This is a genomic window from Streptomyces sp. 15-116A (genome assembly GCF_025290915.1).
In the GTDB taxonomy this organism is placed as follows: domain Bacteria; phylum Actinomycetota; class Actinomycetes; order Streptomycetales; family Streptomycetaceae; genus Streptomyces.
On sequence record NZ_JAOCQE010000051.1, the window covers coordinates 12,693 to 31,314 of the forward strand.

Annotated in this window: 15 protein-coding genes; 6 read left to right on the top strand and 9 right to left on the bottom strand. The window is 69.5% G+C overall.

All coding sequences use genetic code 11. The features are described from left to right. Positions 1 to 30: 30 nt before the first annotated feature. The 8 genes from N4P33_RS11985 to N4P33_RS12020 all read right to left on the bottom strand — a co-directional run bounded on the left by N4P33_RS11985 (position 31) and on the right by N4P33_RS12020 (position 10,032). Positions 31 to 1,587 (bottom strand): long-chain fatty acid--CoA ligase, encoded by a 1,557-nt coding sequence (locus tag N4P33_RS11985; protein WP_260826349.1) that lies wholly within the window; start codon positions 1,585 to 1,587, stop codon positions 31 to 33. A 98-nt stretch (positions 1,588 to 1,685) separates the two neighbouring features. Beyond that, complete coding sequence (locus N4P33_RS11990; RefSeq protein WP_260826351.1) at positions 1,686 to 2,942, bottom strand: aspartate aminotransferase family protein; 1,257 nt, start codon at positions 2,940 to 2,942, stop codon at positions 1,686 to 1,688. 17 nt (positions 2,943 to 2,959) lie between these two features. After that, positions 2,960 to 4,075, bottom strand: coding sequence for a Zn-dependent alcohol dehydrogenase (locus N4P33_RS11995; RefSeq protein WP_260826352.1), 1,116 nt, complete (start codon positions 4,073 to 4,075; stop codon positions 2,960 to 2,962). Positions 4,076 to 4,104: 29 nt separating this feature from the next. Further along, positions 4,105 to 5,463 (bottom strand): NAD-dependent succinate-semialdehyde dehydrogenase, encoded by a 1,359-nt coding sequence (locus N4P33_RS12000; protein WP_260826353.1) that lies wholly within the window; start codon positions 5,461 to 5,463, stop codon positions 4,105 to 4,107. Between the two features lie 26 nt (positions 5,464 to 5,489). After that, a complete protein-coding gene (locus tag N4P33_RS12005; RefSeq protein ID WP_260826354.1) occupies positions 5,490 to 6,194 on the bottom strand; it encodes a transporter in 705 nt (234 codons plus the stop codon). Beyond that, positions 6,191 to 7,585 carry a flavin monoamine oxidase family protein gene (locus N4P33_RS12010; RefSeq protein ID WP_260826355.1) on the bottom strand — a complete coding sequence of 465 codons (1,395 nt, stop codon included), beginning with the start codon at positions 7,583 to 7,585 and terminating at the stop codon, positions 6,191 to 6,193. Before N4P33_RS12010 ends, N4P33_RS12005 begins: the two co-directional genes overlap by 4 nt. Next, positions 7,569 to 8,504 (bottom strand): alpha/beta fold hydrolase, encoded by a 936-nt coding sequence (locus N4P33_RS12015; protein ID WP_260826356.1) that lies wholly within the window; start codon positions 8,502 to 8,504, stop codon positions 7,569 to 7,571. Before N4P33_RS12015 ends, N4P33_RS12010 begins: the two co-directional genes overlap by 17 nt. After that, positions 8,497 to 10,032, bottom strand: coding sequence for an NAD(P)/FAD-dependent oxidoreductase (locus tag N4P33_RS12020; RefSeq protein WP_260826357.1), 1,536 nt, complete (start codon positions 10,030 to 10,032; stop codon positions 8,497 to 8,499). The genes N4P33_RS12015 and N4P33_RS12020 overlap by 8 nt, the downstream gene beginning before the upstream one ends. Positions 10,033 to 10,651: 619 nt before the next feature. Here N4P33_RS12020 and N4P33_RS12025 point away from each other — a divergent pair. The 3 genes from N4P33_RS12025 (at position 10,652) to N4P33_RS12035 (ending at position 14,907) form a co-directional block, all read left to right on the top strand. Continuing rightward, positions 10,652 to 12,100, top strand: a complete 1,449-nt coding sequence (locus N4P33_RS12025) for an APC family permease (RefSeq protein WP_260826358.1) — start codon at positions 10,652 to 10,654, stop codon at positions 12,098 to 12,100. A gap of 198 nt (positions 12,101 to 12,298) precedes the next feature. Then, positions 12,299 to 13,363 (top strand): dihydrodipicolinate reductase, encoded by a 1,065-nt coding sequence (locus N4P33_RS12030; protein ID WP_260826359.1) that lies wholly within the window; start codon positions 12,299 to 12,301, stop codon positions 13,361 to 13,363. 179 nt (positions 13,364 to 13,542) lie between these two features. Next, positions 13,543 to 14,907, top strand: coding sequence for an FAD-binding oxidoreductase (locus N4P33_RS12035; protein ID WP_260826360.1), 1,365 nt, complete (start codon positions 13,543 to 13,545; stop codon positions 14,905 to 14,907). Positions 14,908 to 15,040: 133 nt separating this feature from the next. Here the strand turns inward: N4P33_RS12035 and N4P33_RS12040 are convergent, their stop codons facing one another. After that, positions 15,041 to 15,616, bottom strand: a complete 576-nt coding sequence (locus tag N4P33_RS12040) for a helix-turn-helix transcriptional regulator (RefSeq protein WP_260826361.1) — start codon at positions 15,614 to 15,616, stop codon at positions 15,041 to 15,043. A gap of 686 nt (positions 15,617 to 16,302) precedes the next feature. On the opposite strand from N4P33_RS12040, the gene N4P33_RS12045 reads away from it, so the two are divergent. From N4P33_RS12045 to N4P33_RS12055, 3 genes are all read left to right on the top strand, one after another. Next, positions 16,303 to 17,205: a helix-turn-helix domain-containing protein gene (locus N4P33_RS12045; protein WP_260826362.1), complete on the top strand. Its 903-nt coding sequence runs from the start codon at positions 16,303 to 16,305 to the stop codon at positions 17,203 to 17,205. 469 nt (positions 17,206 to 17,674) lie between these two features. After that, a complete protein-coding gene (panD, locus tag N4P33_RS12050) occupies positions 17,675 to 18,094 on the top strand; it encodes an aspartate 1-decarboxylase (RefSeq protein ID WP_260826363.1) in 420 nt (139 codons plus the stop codon). Between the two features lie 37 nt (positions 18,095 to 18,131). Then, on the top strand, positions 18,132 to 18,479 hold the full coding sequence (locus tag N4P33_RS12055) for a GNAT family N-acetyltransferase (protein ID WP_260826364.1): 348 nt from the start codon (positions 18,132 to 18,134) through the stop codon (positions 18,477 to 18,479). The last annotated feature ends 143 nt before the right edge of the window (positions 18,480 to 18,622 follow it).

Below are 18,622 nucleotides of genomic sequence, written 5' to 3' on the forward strand. Positions count from 1 at the left end.
CCACCGATGTCCATGCACTTGGCGCGCCGGTCACGTGAGTTCGCGCTTGAGGATCTTTCCGGTGGACGTCATCGGCAGGGTCTGCACGATCTCCACGATGCGCGGGTACTTGTAGGCGGCCATCTGCTCCTTGCCCCAGGCGATCAGCTCGTCGGGAGCGGCCTCGGCGCCCCGGTCGAGGATGACGAACGCCTTGATCTCCTCGCCGTGGCTCTCGTGCGGCACGCCGACGACCGCGGCCAGGCTGACCGCAGGGTGCGTCATCAGGACCTCCTCGATCTCGCGCGGGTACACGTTGAAACCACCGCGGATGATCAGGTCCTTCGCCCGGTCGACGATGTAGTAGAAGCCGTCCTTGTCCCTGCGGGCCAGGTCGCCGGTGCGGAACCAGCCGTCCCGGATCGCTTCCGCGGTGGCCTCGGGGCGGCCGTGGTACCCCTTCATGACGTTGTGGCCCTTGACCGCGATCTCCCCGATGGCACTGCCCGTGCCGTCGTCCTCGACCTCCGACCAGTCCGGGTTGACGAGCTTGACCTCGACGCCCCAGATCGGCACGCCGATGGAGCCGGGCCGAGGGTCCCGCGCCGGATCGCTGAAGGTCACCACCGGTGAGGTCTCGGAGAGGCCGTAGCCCTCCAGGACCTGGACGCCCAGCCGCTCCCTGACCTGCTTGACGATCTCCGCGGGGAGCGAGGCACCGCCGGAGACGCCGACGCGCAGATTCCTCGCGATCCTCTCGACGTCGACGTCGTCGGTGAGCGCCTGCAACAGGCCCCACCACATGGTGGGGACGCCCGCGAAGACGGTGATGTCCTCCTGCTGCATCAGGGACACCGTCTGCCGGGCGTCGAACCGTGGCAGCAGCACGAGTGTGCTCGCCGTCGAGAAACCGGCGTTCATCTGCACGGTCGCGCCGAAGGAGTGGAACAGCGGCAGCACGACCAGATGGGTGTCCTGGGCCGGCCGGTTCTCCAACAGCTGGTTGACCGCGAGGGCGTTGAGCACCAGGTTGGTGTGGGTGAGTTCGGCGCCCTTCGCCTGTCCTGTCGTACCGCTCGTGTAGAGCAGCACGGCCGGGTCGTCACCCGACGTGCCGATGCTGTGGAACGTCGTCGCGGTGCCCCGCAGCGCGGCGCCCATGGTCTCGGCGCCCTGGATCGGGCTTTCCGCCGTGGGATCGGCGGTGATGAGGAAGAAGTGCTCGCAGCCCGGGGTCTCGGCGAACCCGGCGTGTCCCTCCGCGCCCATCGGCAGGCCCTCGCCGCCCTCGAAGCAGAAGTACGCCTTCGCCTCCGAGTCACCGAGGTGGTAGGCGATCTCCCGGCCCTTGAGCAGGACGTTGAGGGGGACGACGACGGCACCGGCCTTGAGGATCCCGTAGTAGACGATCGGGAACCAGGGCAGGTTCGGGCAACTGAGCGCGACCTTGTCGCCGGGCCAGATGCCGCGGTCCACCAGGAGGTTGGCGACCTGATTGGCGGCGGCGTCGATCTGAGCGTAGGTGAGACGCGACGAGCCGAGGACGACCGCGTCCCGGTTCGGGTACGTGCGGGCGGAGTCCTCGAGCAGGACCGAGAGGTTCAGCATGGTGTCTTCCAAGAAGGTGGGCCGGGCCAGGCCGCGGGGAACGGGACACACGGCCTGGCCCGGAGCGGTTGGGTGTTACGCGTGGCTCGATGCGGACGTCACAACGTCCGCAGGAGCCGGTCGAGGGCCTCGGCCGTCGCCTCGATGTCGGCGGTGGTGTGCGCCGTGCTGAGGAAGACCTTGCCGGACGGCATGAACAGGAGGCCCTGCCGCAGCATCCCTTCGAGGATCACGGTCCAGAGCCCGCCGGTTCCGTGGAGCCCGGTGGCCCCGCCGGCGGGAACGTACTGGAGGAGCGAGCCGACCCGGTTGAAGCGGCCGAGGCCGGGAAATGAGCCGAGGACGCCGCCGACGAGGGCTTCGAACTCCGACGAGGTCTCTTCGAGCAGCTCGTAGACCGCGGGATCGGCCAGGACGCGCATCGTCGCCTCGACGGCCGCCAGTGCGATCGGGTTGGCGTTGAAGGTTCCGGCGTGGACGACGCCGGCCGTCACCTGATCGACCAGCTCCGCTCGGCCGACGACTGCGCTCTGGGTGAAGCCGCCGGCCATCGCCTTCCCGAAGACGGACAGGTCGGGCAGCACGCCGTACTTCTCGGCCGCCCCACCACGGGCGATCCGGAACCCGGCGATCACCTCGTCGAAGACGAGGACGACGCCGTGCCGGTCGCACAGGGTCCGCAGCGTCGACAGGAACTGCGGTGAGGGCGCTTCGACGCCGGCGTTGCTCATCACCGGGTCGACGAGCACGGCCGCGATGTCGCGCTCGACGGACTCGCTCAGCAGACGCTCGGCCAGACGTACGTCGTTGAAGCGCGCCACGACCAGGTCGTCAAGGACGCTGGCCGACTGCCCCGCCCCACCGGGGGTGGCGGGGCGGTCGCAGTCGTCCTCGGACATCCCGGCGTACACGGTGTCGTGCCAGCCGTGGTAGCTCTTGGCGAACTTGAGGACGCGGCGCCGTCCGGTGGCGGCTCGCGCGAGGCGCAGCGCCACCTGCACCGCCTCGGTCCCCGTGTTGCTCCACAGCAGTCGCTCGCCGTGCGGCACGGCCTCGAGGACCGCTTCCGCCGCGAGATATTCGAGCGCGTGACCGGTGCCGACGACCTGCATCTTCTGCGCGACCTCGGACACCGCGGACACCACGCGGGGGTCACCGTGACCGAGGACGAGGGGGCCCCAGGCCATCACGTAGTCGACGTACCGGTCGCCGTCCAGGTCCCAGACGTACGCGCCCCGCGCCTCGCGCACGAAGAGCGGATGGGGAGGCATCGCGGCGCGCAGGCCCGACCCCACACCCCCGCCGACGCTGCGGCGGGCTCGCTCGAAGGCCGAGCGTGATGATTCCAGGGCCATGAGATCGCCCCTGCCTTTCAGTACGTGATCACCGAGCGGATGCCGATGCCGCGCTTCATCTGGTCGAACGCCTCGTTGACGTCCTTCAGATCGATCACGTTCGTCACCAGGGAGTCGAGATCGATGCGGTCGTTCATGTAGTGGTCGATCAGCAGCGGGAAGTCGGAGGCCGGCTTACTGGAGCCGTAGTTCGAGCCGATGAGCGAGAGTTCCTGATCGGACATGACGAAGGGATCGATGGATATCCGCATGCCGTCCGCCACCTGCCCGGCGACCACCGCCGTGCCGCCGCGGGCCAGGGCCGCGTAGGCCGACTCGATGGTGCGGGGCAGCCCGATGGCCTCGATGGCGATCTCCACACCGCGTCCGTCGGTGAGCTGCCGCACCCGGTCCTCGAAATCCTCGCGGCCGTTGTTGATCAGGTCGGTCGCACCGAAGACGCGCGCCTGCTCCAGCTTCTCGTCGGAGATGTCCGCGGCGATGATCTTCCGCGCGCCGGCGAGCCGGGCACCCTGGATCGCGTTCAGGCCGACGCCGCCGCAGCCGAGGACCAGTACGGTGTCACTCGGCCGCACGTTGGCGGTGTTGACGGCCGCGCCGACACCGGTTGTGACGGCGCATCCGACCAGAGCCGCCTGCGGGAAGGGGGCGTCGTCCCGGACGGCGATCGCGCCCGATTCGGGCACGAGGGTGTACTCGCCGAACGTTCCGAGGCCCGCGAAGCTGAGCACGTCGCTCCCGTCGGCGGACGTGATTCGGGGCCGGCCGTCGAACGACAGGTGGTTCGCCGAGTGCTCGCTCACCATGTCGCAGAGGACGGGCCTGCCGCTGATGCAGTAGCGGCAGCGGCGGCACGAGGGCGTCCAGGACAGCACGACGTGGTCGCCCTTCTTCAACGTCGTGACGCCTTCGCCGACGCTCTCGACGATCCCGGCTCCCTCATGGCCGAGGATCATCGGCGTAGGAACCTCCCATTCGCCCAGGAGGACGTGGAGGTCGCTGTGGCACACCCCGCTCGCCCGGAGCCGCACGAGCACCTCGCCGGGCGGAGGCGTCGAGGGGATCGTCACTCGCTCGATGGTCAGCGGTTCGTTCGGCGTCCTGAAGACGGCGGCGTCGAATTCGATGGTCATGGCAGGTTTCCTTCCGTGCTCCGGGGCGATCACGTCCGAGCGGTGCGGATGAGCTTCTTGTTGGCGAACTCGTCGATTCCCGCCCGGCCCAGCTCGCGGCCGAAACCGGACAACTTGACTCCGCCGAAGGGCAGTTCCGCGCCTTCGAGGCCGACGCCGTTGATGAAGACCATGCCTGCCTCGATCCGGTCGGCGACGCGCAGCGCCTGCTCGGCGTCCGTCGTGAACACGTAGGAACCCAGCCCGTACGGGGTGTCGTTCGCCAGCTCGACGGCCTCGTCCTCGGATCCGACCCGGTAGACGGTCGCGACGGGGCCGAAGAGCTCCTCGGCGGCCGACGGCGACGTCGGCGAGAGGTCCGTCAGCACGCCGGGCGGGAAGTACGCCCCTTCGCGCTGTCGTGCGGAGACGAAGGTCGCCCCGTCTTCGACGGCCCGCTCGACCTGTTCCTCGACGTACTCGGCGGCGGCGACCGAGGAGAGCGGCGCCAGGCCGTCGGTCAGCGCGAGCACCTTCTCGGTGAACTTGGCGAGGAAGGCGTCGTAGATGTCCTCGGCGACGATGAAGCGCTTCCCGGCGTTGCACGCCTGACCGGCGTTCTCGAACCGCGCCTCGACCGCCGCCCGGACCGTGGCATCGAGGTCGTCGGTGGACAGCACGATGAAGGGGTCCGAGCCGCCCAGTTCGAGCACTACCTTCTTGAGGCTGCGCCCGGCCTTCTCGGCGACCTCCGCACCGGCCCGCTCCGAACCGGTGAAGGAGACGCCCTGCACGCGGGGGTCCGCGATCGCGCGACCGATCTGCTCGCCGGTGGCGTGGACGTTGACGTAGCAGCCCTGGGGGAGTCCCGCGTCCGTGAACAGCTGCTGGAGAGCCGCGGACGACTCCGGACACTGAGACGCGTGCTTGAGCACGATGGTGTTGCCCAGCGCGAGGTTGGGTGCGGCGAATCGGGCCACCTGGTAGTACGGGTAGTTCCAGGGCATGATCCCCAGCAGCACGCCGACCGGCTGGCGACGGATGAAGGCGGTGCCCTCTCCCTCCAGGAGCTCGATCGGTTCGTCGGTGAGGAACTTCTCCGCGTTCTCGGCGTAGTACCGGTAGATCGAGGCGCTGAACTCGACCTCCCCGACGGCCTCGTCCACCGGCTTGCCCATCTCCCGGTGGATGATCTCGGCGAGCTGCCGGCTGCGCTCGCTGTGCAGGGTGGCGACGGCGTGCACCAGCTGGGCGCGCTGTTCCACGGAGGTCTGCCTCGACCAGTGCGCGTAGGCGCGGGCCGCCGCGTCGAGCGCCGCGTCGACGGCCTCGTCCGTCGCGGTGGGGTACTCCTTGACCAGCTTGCCGCTGGCGGGGTCGACCACCGCGTACACGTGCCGCTTCGCCATACTGACTCCTTCGTCGTGATTCGGGTTCATGCGGGGGCCCCGGCCGTGCGGGCCGGGTTCGGGTCCAAGGCCGCGTTGCGGTCGTGCAGCGCGCGGTAGGCGCGGAAGTAGACGAATCCCTGAGTGCCCCAGGTCGCCAGCGCGGCGGTGTAGAAGATCGTGCGGTTCGCGTCGTCGAACGGCAGGGGGAAGAAGTCGTAGGTGATCGCGATGGTGGTCCCGGCAGCCGTGACCAGTCCCGTCCAGACCGCCGGCCACCTCGCGCCCGCGTCCCAGAGCCGCTTGACGAAGTAGCAGAGGAACACGGTGGTGAGGAGGTTGACGACGACGTAGAACAGGGCGACCCAGAACGCGGCACGGTCGGTGTGGAGATCCGCTTCGTGGAAGGGCCGGAGGAACAGCCCGGCCACGATCGCGACCCCGAACACGCCGACATCGACGGCGCGGCTCGGCTTGTAGCGATGGGTGACCTTCATCAGGCCCAGGACCAGGATGAGTGTGATACCGACCGATCTGGAGAACGCGTCGAAGAAGTACGCCAGGTCGTACAGGACGCTGTCGCTCTTGGCTCCGAGGAGCGACCAGAGCAGGAAGTTGCTGCCCGACGTCGCGACGACCATCCATTCGAGGCCCAGGAGGTAGTTGCCGTAGCGGCGAATGAATTTCCAGCCGTAGAAGTAACCAGCGAAGATCATCCACAGGTCGGCCAGCAGGAACAGCGTCTCCCTCATCGGGACGCCCCCTCTCGGACGTCGCGGGACAGCAGGGTGATGACGCTCTCCGCGGTGCGCTGGCCCGTCAGAACCGCGCCGTTCATGGTTCCGGCCCATTCGCCGGCGGTTTCGGAGCCCGCCCAGTGGATGCGCCCGTGGGGCTCGCTCAGCGCCCTGCCGAAGCTCGTCGTCGCGTAGGGGGCGACGGCGGGATTGGGGCCGCCCGGGGCGAAGGGCTCCGCTCCCCAGCAGTGGTCCACGTAGTCGATCGGGGTGAGCGCCTGCGGACCGTAGAGGTCGGCGAGCTGCCGGACCACCCGGTCGCGCCGGGTCTCGGGGCTGAAGCCGTCGAAGACGCGCGGATCGCAGAAGGCCATGAGGACGCCCGGTCCGCCGGGTGCGGGGGACACGTCGAAGGTGATGAACACGGTTCCGGTGTCGGTCAGCGCCTCGCCGGAGAAGCCGTCGGTCCGCCAGAACGGCTTCTCGTAGGCCACGAAGGCCTTGCTCAGCACGCCCATGCGCCAGGTCCGCGTGAGCCCATCGGCCTGCTCGGGCAGCGCGGGATCGAACTCGATGGCGGCGCGGTGCGCCGGCGAGGCCGTGACGATCGCGTACCGGGCGCGGATCTCGCCGGAATCGGTGCGGACGATGACGCCGTCCTCGTCCTGCGTGATGCGGCGCACCGGTGTCTCCAGGCGCACGCGGTCACCGAGCCACTCCGCGACCCGCTTGGCGATCTCCTGGGTGGTCTCGACGAACCGGTCCTGCTGCTGACCGCCCTCGACGTCCAGCATGTGATCGAGCCCGCCCGCCGAACCGATGTAGCGCAGTGCGTGCAGCAAAGAGACGTCTCCCGGGGTGCAGCCCCACTGCACCTTGCTGACGATGGTCATCAGCGCACGGGTGCTGGGCAGCGCGTTCTTCCGGTCGAGCCACTCGCCGAACGAGACGGCGTCGAGCCGGCCGGCCTCGGGCGACTCCCACGCGGCGTCCACGTCGATGGTCGCGACGAGCTTGTCCACGGCCGTCTGCATGCGCGCCATGTCCACCAGGGCCAAGGGGGAGACCTTGGGAATGGTTCCGCTGTAGGTGCGGCGCCGGCCCGCCATCCACAGCACGTTGCGACCCTGGGCGAACTGGTCGGTGGTGGTACACCCCACCCGGCGCGCGAGGTCCCGGACGGCGGTGTGACGCCGGGCCACCCACGTCGCTCCGAGGTCGACCTTCACACCTGCCACCTCGCCGGAGAGCGAGCGGCCTCCGACCCGGTCGCGGCCCTCCACGACCAGGACGGACCGTCCCGTGCTCACCAGTCGCTCCGCCGCGCTCAGACCGGCGAAACCGGCACCGACGACCACGACGTCGACCGTGGTGCTCCCGGAACGGGACTCACGAGATCCGGACATGGCTTCCTCCTTCGCCCACGCGGTGCGCGTGCTGCGAGATGTAGGTCGTGACGGGGTCGACGAGGGCCTCGGGAATGTGGTGACCCATGCCGGGAATGACCACGTGCTGCGCGGAGCGGATCGCCTGAACCGTGGCGACGCCGCCGCTCGGGTGCACCAGCAGGTCCCGGTCGCCGTTGATGACCAGCGTCGGAGCCGTGATCCTCCGCAACTGGGCCGTCCGGTCTCCGGAACGCTGGATCGCCTGGATCTGGCGTGCCACGCCGGCCGCCGGATCACCGGCGCTGCGATCCCATCCGCGAGCCGCGATGGCCGCCTCGGCCGCGTCGTCGATGGGATAGCCCGTTCCGGCGATGTGCCGGGTGATCCGCAGGTGCGCACGGACCGCCGCGGTTCTGGTCCTTGCCGGCGGGGCGATGAGGAGCCGGATCGTCGACAGAGCCGGCTGCCCCACCTTGCGCGCCCCGGTGGTGGAGTACAGGGAGGTCAGGGACAGGACCCGCTCGGGTGCTGTGGCCGCGATCGTCTGCGCGATCATTCCGCCCATCGACCGCCCCACGAGGTGAACCCGCGGGATCCCGAGATGGTCGAGCACGCCGACGGCGTCCTGGGCCATGTCTGCCAGCGCGTACGAGTCGCCGCGCGGGCGAGCGGCGATCTGGCGCCAGGCCCCGGGAGGCGGAGCGGCGACGAACGTCGACCGGCCGGCGTCGCGGTTGTCGATCGCGACGACCCGGAAGCCGCGGGCGACGAGCGAGGCGACGAAGGAGTCGGTCCAGAAGGTGAGGTCCTCGCCCAGTCCGGCGATGAGCAGCATCGCCGGGTCGGCCTTGTCGCCGAAGTCCCGGTAGCAGATGCGCATCCCGGAGGGCAGGGTCGCGAACCGGTCGACGCTCTCGGCGCCGTTCGCCTCAGGCATGGGTCGCTCGCCTTCCACCGGGCCGCCGCAAGGCCGCCCGGGCGGCGCCGAACTTCAGATGCTCGTCGGCCACCGGACCGCGCAGGGCCTTGGCGTCCTCGGGGTAGGACATCGCCATCCGCCAGGGCTTCTCGGGGCCCTGCTTGGGCAGGAACTTCTCGCCGCGCTTGGCGTACCCGGCCTGAAGGTCCATGACGGGCCTGCGCTGCGTCCCCGACGGTGCGACCGGAACCACCGTGTCGTAGCCGCGGGCGTCCATGTGCCGGACCAGATCGATGAAGTAGCGACACATCAGGCTCACCTTGAGCGTCCACGACGAGGTGGTGTAACCGATCGCCATCGCCCAGTTCGGGATCCCGCTCAGCAGCATGCCGCGGTAACAGAGCGCGTCCGCGATGTCGACCCGGCGCCCGTCGACCACTATGGGCATGCCGTCGAAGAGCCGCAGGTTCAGCCCCGTCGCGGTGACGATGACGTCGGCTTCCAGTTCCTCACCCGACGCCAGGACGATCCCGCGCTTGCTGAACCTCGCCACGGCGTCGGTGACGACAGAGGCCTTGCCCTCCTTGATCACGTCGAAGAAGTCGCCGTCCGGTGCCACGCACAGCCGCTGGTCCCACGGGTCGTACGGCGGGTTGAAGTGCTTGTCGACGTCGAACCCCTTGGGAAGGCGCTTGATGTTCTCTCGCCGGATGAATGCCCGTCCGGCTTTGGGGAAGGTCCGCAGGCCCTTGACGACGGCGTGTTCGGTCCAGATGTTCTTGAACCGCGTCACGGCGTACCCGCGCTCTTCTCCGAGCAGCTTCGTGAGCGCCAGGGCGACCTTGTCGACACGGGGGAGGGCCATGATGTACGTGGGGGTGCGCTGCAGCATCGTCACGTGCCGTGCGGCGCCCGCCCCGGAGGCCATGGCCGGCACCAGCGTGATCGCGGTCGCGCCGCTGCCGATGACGACGACCTTCTTCCCGCTGTAGTCGAGATCCTCCGGCCAGTGCTGCGGATGAACGATCTCGCCCTCGAAGTCGTCCCGCCCAGGGAACTCCGGGGAGAACCCCTGGTCGTACCGGTAGTAGCCGGTGGCGGCGAAGACCCATCCCGTGCGGATCGTCTTGGTCCCTGTCTCTCCCGTGCCGGGATGTGTCGTCTGGACGGTGAGGGTCCACCGCGAGTCCGCCGAGGACCACTCCGAGCGGACGACCCGGTGGCGGAGCCTGAGGACATGCTCCAGGCCGTTCTCCTCGACGGTTTCGTGGAGGTACCCCTTGATGAGGGGCGCGTCGGCGATCGCTGCTTCGTGGCGCCAGGGCTTGAACGCGTATCCGAATGTGTGGAGGTCGGAGTCCGAGCGGATGCCGGGATAGCGGAACAGGTCCCAAGTGCCCCCGATGTCGTCGCGCGCTTCCAGCACGACGAGCGACTTGTCGGGGAGCTCTCGGCTGAAATAGGTGGCCGCGCCGATCCCGGAGATCCCCGCTCCGATGATCACCACGTCGAACTCCTCGACGGCGTCCAACACCTCAGCTGTCATGGCGTTTCCTCGCTGTTCCTGTGGCGGTTGCCTCACTGTCGCCAGCCACGACCGCCGGGGAGAACGACAGCGGGCACCTGCTTCGCCCGGGCCCGGTGCACGATGCACAATCCGGTGGCACCGCTGCGCCCATACGGTGGTCGGCACCGTCCGAGGCGACCTCGGCCGAAGCCGCGCTCCGTTCTTCGAGGAGCAGGGCGCCCGGGCGGCGTCCGCGTGGCGGTCGGCCTTTCCAGAGCCATTGCGGTGGTGAAGTCGGCGTGATAGAGCTTTGCCTCCGGCGTGTTTAGTGGCACTAAACATCTCGCCATGGTCGGGCACAGAGGTCGAACCCGCTGTCGTCACGACCTCGCTGCGCGTCGAGACCCGCATCCCGTAGCGAGCCGGGCAGATCGCGGCTGCACTCACGCGGGAGCGGCCGTGAGCAAGCGGTGAGCAACCCGGCTCTCGCTCGGGGCCACGTCTTCTCGGGGCCGAGCCGGTGAGGCAGAAGCCGGATCTCCTCGCCGCGCCGCGGGGGAGCCGCTCCAGTTCGCTTCGCGTGGGCGTACCGCCTCGCGCACTCCTTCATCCACCCATGACGAGCCGGCATCGGCCCGTGAGCCGAAAGGTGGTCCAGATGGCCGACCTCTCCAAGACAGGGCACGTCGAAGTCCCCGGCGTTGAAGTGGGATCGGGCAACCCGCTCAACCGCGGACTCGGCGTGTCGCAGATCGTGTTCATGGTCGTCGCCGCGGCGGCACCGCTCGGGCTGGTGGCCGGCGGGGTGCCGCTCGCCTTCGCCGTGAGCGGCAGCCCGGGGATGCCGCTGTACTTCGCCCTGTCCACCGTGCTGCTGCTGATCTTCGCGGTCGGCTTCACGCTGATGGCCGGACGGGTCCGCAACGCGGGCGCCTTCTACGCCTACGTCCAGGCGGGGCTCGGCCGCATACCCGGCCTCTCGGCCGCGGCCCTCGCGCTCTTCTCCTACACGCTGCTTCTCGTCGGGGTGAACGCCTATGTCGGGGTCGCGACGAGCAACGTCATCGAGCGGTACGCCGAGGTCGGTTCCCCGTGGTGGGCGTGGGCACTCGTCTCGCTGGGCGTCATCGCCTTCCTCGGCTATCGCGACATCGAGCTGAGCGCCAGAGTGCTCGGTGCCGTGCTGGTGCTGGAATCCCTGCTGCTCCTGGTCATGGACCTCGGCATCGTGGGCCACGGCGGCGCCCACGGCCTGACGGCCGAGCCGGTGTCGCCCTCGATCGTGGGCACCGGCTCCCTGGGCCTCGGCGTCATGTTCGCCGTCTTCGGGTTCATCGGCTTCGAGGCGACGGCCGTGTTCCGCAACGAGGCGAAGGACCCCGATGTCACGGTCCCGCGGGCGACGTACGTCGCGATCCTGGTGATCGGGGTCTTCTACTCGTTCACCGTGTGGGCGATCGTGGTGGGTTCCGGCGTCGACGCCGTGGTCGGAGCCGCGCAGGCCGACCCCGAGGGTCTGGTCCTCACGCTGACGCGGAGCTACGTCGGGTCCGTCTGGGCCGACACCATGCAACTACTGCTGATCACCAGCCAGTTCGCTTGCGTACTGGCCTTCCACAACGTCGTGACGCGCTATCAGTTCTCGCTGTCCCGGGCCGGCGCGCTTCCGGCGTCGCTGGGCGTCGTCCACCCCCGGCACCGCGCGCCGTCGGCGTCCTCGGCCGTCGCCTCGGCGGTCGCGTTCGTCACCACGCTCGTCGTCGCCTCGCTCGGCCTCGACCCGATCGGGGACCTCTACGCCTGGTTCTCCGGTGCCGCCACCCTCGGCGTCGTCCTGCTGATGGCGGCCACCAGCCTCGCCGTCATCGGCTTCTTCCGGCGCGCCGACGGGCGGCAGTCGGTGTGGCGGACGGTCGTGGCCCCGGCCGTAGCCTTCCTCGGCCTGGCCTGCGTGGTCTGCCTGATGGTTGCCAACTTCCCGCTCCTCGTCGGCACCACCACGGGTGCCTGGGTGATCGGCGGACTCGTCGCCCTCTCGGCCGTGGCCGGCGCGGTGCAGGCCCTCGTCCTGCGAGCCCGCCGACCGGCTGTCTACGAGCGACTCTGAGCGACGTGCCGGTCAGCTCATGAGCGCAGGGGCGCGGCCGGTCTGTGCACCGTGCACCGCCCCCAGGGGAAGCCGGTGCCCCGTGTCGTTCTCACCACGCCCGTGGCCTGTGACGGTGGGGTACCAGGCAACCGCCACCGGCGAAGTCCTTCGCCGAACACCGTGTCGTGGGCGGGCCGACCCGAGGCGCGAAGGGGAGTGACGTTGAAGAATCGGACTGTCGTGGTGGGGCTCGGCGCCACTGGCCGGGTCATCGCCTCTTCCTTGCTGCAACGCGCGGACATGCAGATCGTGGGAGCGGCGGACCGGGACTCCCGCGTGGTCGGTCACGACCTCGGAGTGCTCCTCGGTGGCGTCGCGAACGGTGTCGTCGTCGTGAGCGACCCGGCCGAGCTGCCCGCCGCCGACCTCGCGATGGTGGCGACCGTCTCGGATCTGCACAGGGCGGCCGACGTCCTGCTGCCGCTGCTGGAGCGTTCGTACAACGTCCTGAGCATCTGCGAAGAGCTGGCCTATCCATGGCGGAGTCACCCCGATCTGGCCCGGCGGCTCGACGACACGGCGAAGGCGCACGGCGTGACCGTCCTGGGCAGTGGGGCGAACCCGGGCGTCCTGATGGACACCCTTCCTCTCCTCCTGAGCGCACTGACTCAGCGTGTGGAGAGCGTGCGGATCCGCCGACGGACGAACATGTCACGCTACGGCGCGATCCTGTCGAAGTTCGGCCTCGGTCTGACCATGCGCGAGTTCGCGACGGCTCGCAGCCGGGGCGAGGTCGTCGGGCACCACGGCTTCGAGCAGGCCATCGGAGCGCTCGCGGCAGGGCTCGGATGGGATCTCGACTCGGTGGACGTGGGTGAGGTCGAACCCGCTGTCGTGACGACTTCGCCGCGCGTCGGGGACCACATGTGTATCGAACCGGGGCAGATCGCGGCGGTCACTCACGCCGCCCGGGGCGTGCTCAAGGGCGACGTGGTGATCGATCTGGAGATCACGTTCGGGTTCTTCGAGCCGGCCGATGAGGTGGCCGCGGGCGACGACTACCGGATCGTCGGAGAGGAGCAGGTCGTCGACCTCCGTTCCTCCGTGGGCTTCGATTCCTTCCTCAGCACCGTCGCGGCGGCGGTCAACGCCTCCACCGCGGTCGTCGAGGCGCGTCCCGGTCTCCTGTCGATGGGGGACCTGCCTGCCCGTTCGGTCGCGGCCAAGGGAGAGCGGCGAGCGGGCCGGGCCTCGCTCGGGGCCACGACTTCTCAGGACTGAGACGGAGACGCAGAAGACGGAGCACATCCTGTTCGCCGTCTTCACGCGTCTCGCCGAAGAGCCGCCCGTCACGGTCGATCCGCCGGACGGGAACGGGGACTCGGGCGCGCTGCCGAGCACGCCTCGACGCGGAGTACGAAGTGGGGCGGACGCCCCACCTGGAAGGAGATCGGGACAGCATGAGGACCGACAGCACGAAGTACACCAGCTTCACCGGCTGGATCGACCCGCCGGACGATGTGCAGCCCGCGCTGGACGGCGATCTCACCTGCGACATTGCCGTCATCGGCGGCGGCATGGGCGGCATGGCGGCCGCGCTGCGCCTCGCGGAGCGCGACCAGGACGTGGTCCTGCTGGAGGCCGAGTTCTGCGGCTACGGCTCGGCCTCGCGCAACGGCGGTCAGATCGCCGGGGCGCCGGGTGGCGACCTCCGGATGCTCAGCCTCCAGTCCCCGAAGAAGATGCCGGTCATGGCCAAACTGGCGGAGAACGCGGCCCGCTATGTGGAAGACCTCATCAAGACGCACGACATCGATTGCGACTACGTGGCGAACGGCCTGGTGTGGGGTGCGGTCTCACCCCTCATGATGCTCAGGGTGCGTACCCAGGCGGCGATCCTGCGCGCCTTCGGCGGGCACGGGACCGTTGGCAGCCGAGAGGAGCTCGGCCTCCCCGCCGGCTTCGTGGGCGGGATGCGGGAATCCATCGGCGGGATGCTGAACCCGGGCAAGCTCGCCCGTGGTGTGCGTCGCGCACTGCTCGCCTCCTCGGCCAAAGTCTTCGAGCGGACGCGGGTGAGCGATGTCCGGCGGACCGGCAGTACCGTCGAGATCACCACACCGCACGGCACGGTGCGGGCCGACAAGGTGGTGCTCGCCACGAGCGTCTACGGCGGCGAGTGGGACATCACGCCCAAGAACCTCGCGACGCCGCTGTACGTCATCGAGATCGAGTCAGAACCAATTGCGCCGGAGCGGCTCGCCGAGCTGGGCTGGACCAGCCGGTCCGGCATCATCACCCAGCACCAGTTGATGACCCATTACCGGCTCACCGAGCGCAACACCATCGTCTGCGGGGTCCGCCAAGCGCAGCGAGGCCGGACCTACCCGCTCCCGGACCGGGTCCCGGACCCCCGTGTCGTGCGGGACATGGGGAAGGATCTGGCCAACCGGTTCCCGTCGCTGTCCGACGTGGCCATCGAACGGGCCTGGGGCGGCTGGATCGGCATCAGCCCGGACTGGCTGGCGGTCGCCGGCCAGGTGGGCGACAACGTCTTCTACGCGATGGCCTGCAACGGCCACGGCCTCTGCCAGGTGCCGTACGCCACCCATCAGCTCGCCGACTACATCGTCGACGGCGAGATGCCGGAGGACCTCGCCGGCATCTGGTCGGACGCCCCGAAGTACTCGCCGTCGATGTCGCTGCTGATGCAGCCGTTCGTCCTCCGGGCCATCTGGGGGCTGGACCGGTTCAACGACTTCTTCAACGGCAGCAGGACGCTGGCCCGGCGGGCGCTGCGTCGTGGCAGGCGCGGGGGTTCCTGAGGGCCGGGCGACGCCTGCTCCGTGACAGCACGGTGTGAGATCGCCACCCGCTACGACAAGACCGCCGGGTCCTGCGAAACAGCCGCCGCCCTCGCTTCACTCCTGATGCGGGCCCGGCATGCGACGACAGGATCTAGGCGGGCCTTCGCGCGGCGCGCGGCAGGGGAGGCGACAGGACCCAGAGGACCTCGCTCACCGTTGTACCCGGATTGTCGAACTGGTGAAGCGTCTGGCCGGAGAACGAGGTGGACACCCCGGCCGACAGCATCCGGGTCTCGCCTCCGACGATCAGACGGGTCGAGCCGCTCAGCCCCATCGCGAAGATCGTGGCGGTGTCGAGCCGATACGGGCCTCCGGTGCCCCCGCCTGGCTCGATCACGGAACGGAAGACCTGGAACGCCGTGGTGCCGGCGGGCGTGAGCAGGTATTCGGCCACGCCCTCACCGCCCATGTCGATCCGGCTTCCACCGTCCACGACTTGCTCGGCGGGGTACGCGAACAGCTCCCCGACCCCGATGCGCAGCACCTCGCAGACGCGCAGCAACGTCGGCACGGACACGTTGGTGAGCCCACGCTCCAACTGGCTCAGAAAGCCCTTGGTGACCTCGGCCCGGTGCGCGACCTCCGTCAACGACAACCCGCGGTCGAGCCTGATCTTCCGCAGCTGCGCGCCCGTGGACGCTTCGAGGGCGGCGGCGCCCCTTTCCACTCCGCCTGCCCTCCCGCCACCACCGATGGACATCGTGTGCTCACCGCCCGTCCCGAGGCCGAGGTCGTGTGCCTGTCAGATGACGGGCCGACCCGGACGAGTCCTCTCCGTGGCACGAGGCTAAGGCATGCACGCCAGGGGCGGTCGGTGCGCCCCGGCGGAGGGGGAGGGGGCGATGGTGTCGCACCCCTTGTGGTGCCGACGAGAGCGTGGTAAATCTGCCGCCGTTTAGTGGGAGTAAACAGTGGCCGAGGGCCGGCGACGCGCCGTCGGCCAGGCCGCCAACAAGCCCTTCATCGGTCTGGGACGCAGCATGTCGGGAGCCCCGGCTCCCCGAGAGCAGAGGGGACACTGAGAACATGGAAGAGCTGTGGCCCCCGCCCTCGCGTGAGGTCGCCGATGCGATCAGGTCCCTGTGTCAGCGCCTGCTGACGGAAACGGACGCCCTGATCGACGCCTTCGCAAGGCCCTCTCTCGTCGCTCAGAAAGATCCCGCTCTCCTAGCGGACGCATCCCTGGTCGAGGAGGATCGCGCGCTCAACCGCTCTGAGCTGGTCCAATGGTTGACCGCAAACGTTCAGCAACCGGGGCGGAGGGTAGAGCCCTACGTCAGTCCGAGGACCACGGCTTACATCAACGATCTCGTCTCCCGGGGCATCGCGCCCGACTTCGCCGGTGCCTGGCGTGTGGCCCTGGGGATCGGCTGGCGGCGGTGGCTGGAGGAATGCGTGGCGGACTGCGCGGACCCCGGTCTTCTGGTGGGGATCCTGGACGTGACGGCGCAGTCGCTGGTGCAGTACGCCCTCGACTCCGTCGCGGCCCTGCGGCAAGCCGGCCTCGCCGCGGCGATGGGCAACACGGACGCCGAGGGGATCGCACTGATCCAGCTGATCGCCAGTGGAGCGCCGATGGCGGAGGACCTCGCCGAAGGACGCCTGCGCTACCGGATGGCGCGGTGGCACGTGGGTCTCGTCCTCTGGGTCGATGACCCCCAGAAGGCCGACGCCCTGGACGAGGCGATCGCCGGCGTGCGCTCCTCCGCCCGCGGCCGGAGTGCCCTGGTGGCGCGCGCCAGCGCCACGTCGCGGTGGATCTGGCTCTCGGGGGAAGCCGTCCCGGACCCTCGCCACGTGGAGAAGGACCTCGCGGCGGCCGACGCGGTCCGCGCGGCAGTGGGAAGGCCGGGACGCGGTCTCGAAGGATTCCGCTCCAGCCACCAGGACGCCCTCGCGGCGCAGGCGCTGGTGATCCGGCTGGGGTCCGACCGACGATTCACCGCGTACGCCGACGTCGAGCTGATCGACGCGCTCACGAAGGACCGGCCCGGCGCACGCCGGTTCGTCATCAGCACCCTCGGACCATTGGCCGAAGCCGACACGGCGCTGCGGCAGGCACTGCTCACCTATGTGCAGTGCGGCTTCAGTACCACCCGGGCGGCCGCCAACCTCTACGCGCACCGCAACACCGTCGAACGACGCGTCTCGCGCGCCAACGAGCTCTCGACCGTCAAAGTGGAGGACAACCCGACGCACGTGGCGGCGGCGCTCCTGGTGCTGGACATCGCGCCCGACATCGTGAGATCACTCTGAGCTGAGCTCATGAAGCACGGGGCCGCGGTCGACATCTGCCGGGCAGCGCCAGTATCCGTGGGGAGGTTCCGACCCAAGTGGTGTGCCGGTCGTAGATGAGGTCCTGCACGGTCTCGGGGGTGCAGATGCGAACCTTCGCTCGCCGGTCCCAGGTGACGAAGAAGCCTCGGTCTTGCGTCAACTGGCGCGAAATCGGTGTCCGACAGGTCTGTGGTGGGTGGACGTGCAGAGGGGCTCGCTCGGTTGATGGCTCATCAGGCAAGTCAGCATGCGGTCAGCATGAGCCGCAACGCGTTCCCGGAGAACTGCCCGAACAGCCGCCGGTGACGGCGTGAAAGCCCATTGTGGGCCGTACCGCCCAGGCAGAGCGATGTTCCTCACAAACATCGTTCGGCGTGCGCCGGTGTACAGTCGAGACCGCCCTTGACCTGCACAAAGCAGGCAGGGAGCAGTCCTCCAGGAGGTCAAAGTGCTTCGAACCATGTTCAAGTCCAAGATCCACCGCGCCACCGTCACCCAGGCCGACCTGCACTACGTGGGATCCGTGACCATCGACGCCGATCTGCTCGACGCCGCCGATCTGCTGCCCGGCGAGCTCGTGCACATCGTGGACATCACCAACGGGGCCCGGCTGGAGACGTACGTCATCGAGGGGGAGCGGGGCTCCGGGGTCATCGGGATCAACGGTGCCGCCGCCCATCTCGTGCACCCCGGCGACCTGGTGATCATCATCAGCTACGCTCAGGTCACCGACGCCGAGGCGCGGGCGATGCGACCCCGGGTCGTGCACGTGGACGGCGACAACCGGATCGTGGCTCTCGGGGCCGACCCCTCCGAGCCGGTGCCCGGCTCGGACCAGCAGCGCAGCCCGCAGGCCGTGACCGCCTGACCGGGACGGACGGACCAGGCAGGAGCGTGACGCGTTCATGAGCGACATCGAGATCCGCGACGACCGAGCGGCGGGACGGCTGGAAGCGGTCGGGGCGGGCGGCGAAGTCGTCGGCCGCGTCCAGTACCTCACCCTCGAAGCACCGCGGCGCGCCCTCGTGCCCGTCCACACCGTCGTCGAGCCCGCACACGAGGGCCGGGGCATTGCCGGCTCCCTGGCCCGCGAGCTCTACGCCATCGCCGCCCGCGAGGACAGCGCCGTCGCCCCGCTGTGCCCGTACGTCTCCCAGTGGGCCGTCCGCCACCCCGACGAGGCCCCGGCGGCGACGCCGGAGCTGATGCGGGCGGCGAAGGACTGGCTGGCGGCCCACCCCGAGGGCTTCTGACCCGGCCCCGTCGCCGGTCCTCGCCGCATCGGGTAGCGCCACCTGGGCCCCTTTCCGTCCCGCGCGGGAGTGACTGAGGAAGCGGGGCTCGGGTAGGCGGGGGATGAGTCCAGAGCCGATGTCGAGCGACGGCCGGAGGACAA

Excerpts from the sequence above, each read along its gene's own strand:
- N4P33_RS11985 (WP_260826349.1), bottom strand. The coding sequence starts at position 1,587 with ATGCTGAACCTCTCGGTCCTGCTCGAGGACTCCGCCCGCACGTACCCG.
- N4P33_RS11990 (WP_260826351.1), bottom strand. The coding sequence starts at position 2,942 with ATGGCCCTGGAATCATCACGCTCGGCCTTCGAGCGAGCCCGCCGCAGC.
- N4P33_RS11995 (WP_260826352.1), bottom strand. The coding sequence starts at position 4,075 with ATGACCATCGAATTCGACGCCGCCGTCTTCAGGACGCCGAACGAACCG.
- N4P33_RS12000 (WP_260826353.1), bottom strand. The coding sequence starts at position 5,463 with ATGGCGAAGCGGCACGTGTACGCGGTGGTCGACCCCGCCAGCGGCAAG.
- N4P33_RS12005 (WP_260826354.1), bottom strand. The coding sequence starts at position 6,194 with ATGAGGGAGACGCTGTTCCTGCTGGCCGACCTGTGGATGATCTTCGCT.
- N4P33_RS12010 (WP_260826355.1), bottom strand. The coding sequence starts at position 7,585 with ATGTCCGGATCTCGTGAGTCCCGTTCCGGGAGCACCACGGTCGACGTC.
- N4P33_RS12015 (WP_260826356.1), bottom strand. The coding sequence starts at position 8,504 with ATGCCTGAGGCGAACGGCGCCGAGAGCGTCGACCGGTTCGCGACCCTG.
- N4P33_RS12020 (WP_260826357.1), bottom strand. The coding sequence starts at position 10,032 with ATGACAGCTGAGGTGTTGGACGCCGTCGAGGAGTTCGACGTGGTGATC.
- N4P33_RS12025 (WP_260826358.1), top strand. The coding sequence starts at position 10,652 with ATGGCCGACCTCTCCAAGACAGGGCACGTCGAAGTCCCCGGCGTTGAA.
- N4P33_RS12035 (WP_260826360.1), top strand. The coding sequence starts at position 13,543 with ATGAGGACCGACAGCACGAAGTACACCAGCTTCACCGGCTGGATCGAC.
- N4P33_RS12055 (WP_260826364.1), top strand. The coding sequence starts at position 18,132 with ATGAGCGACATCGAGATCCGCGACGACCGAGCGGCGGGACGGCTGGAA.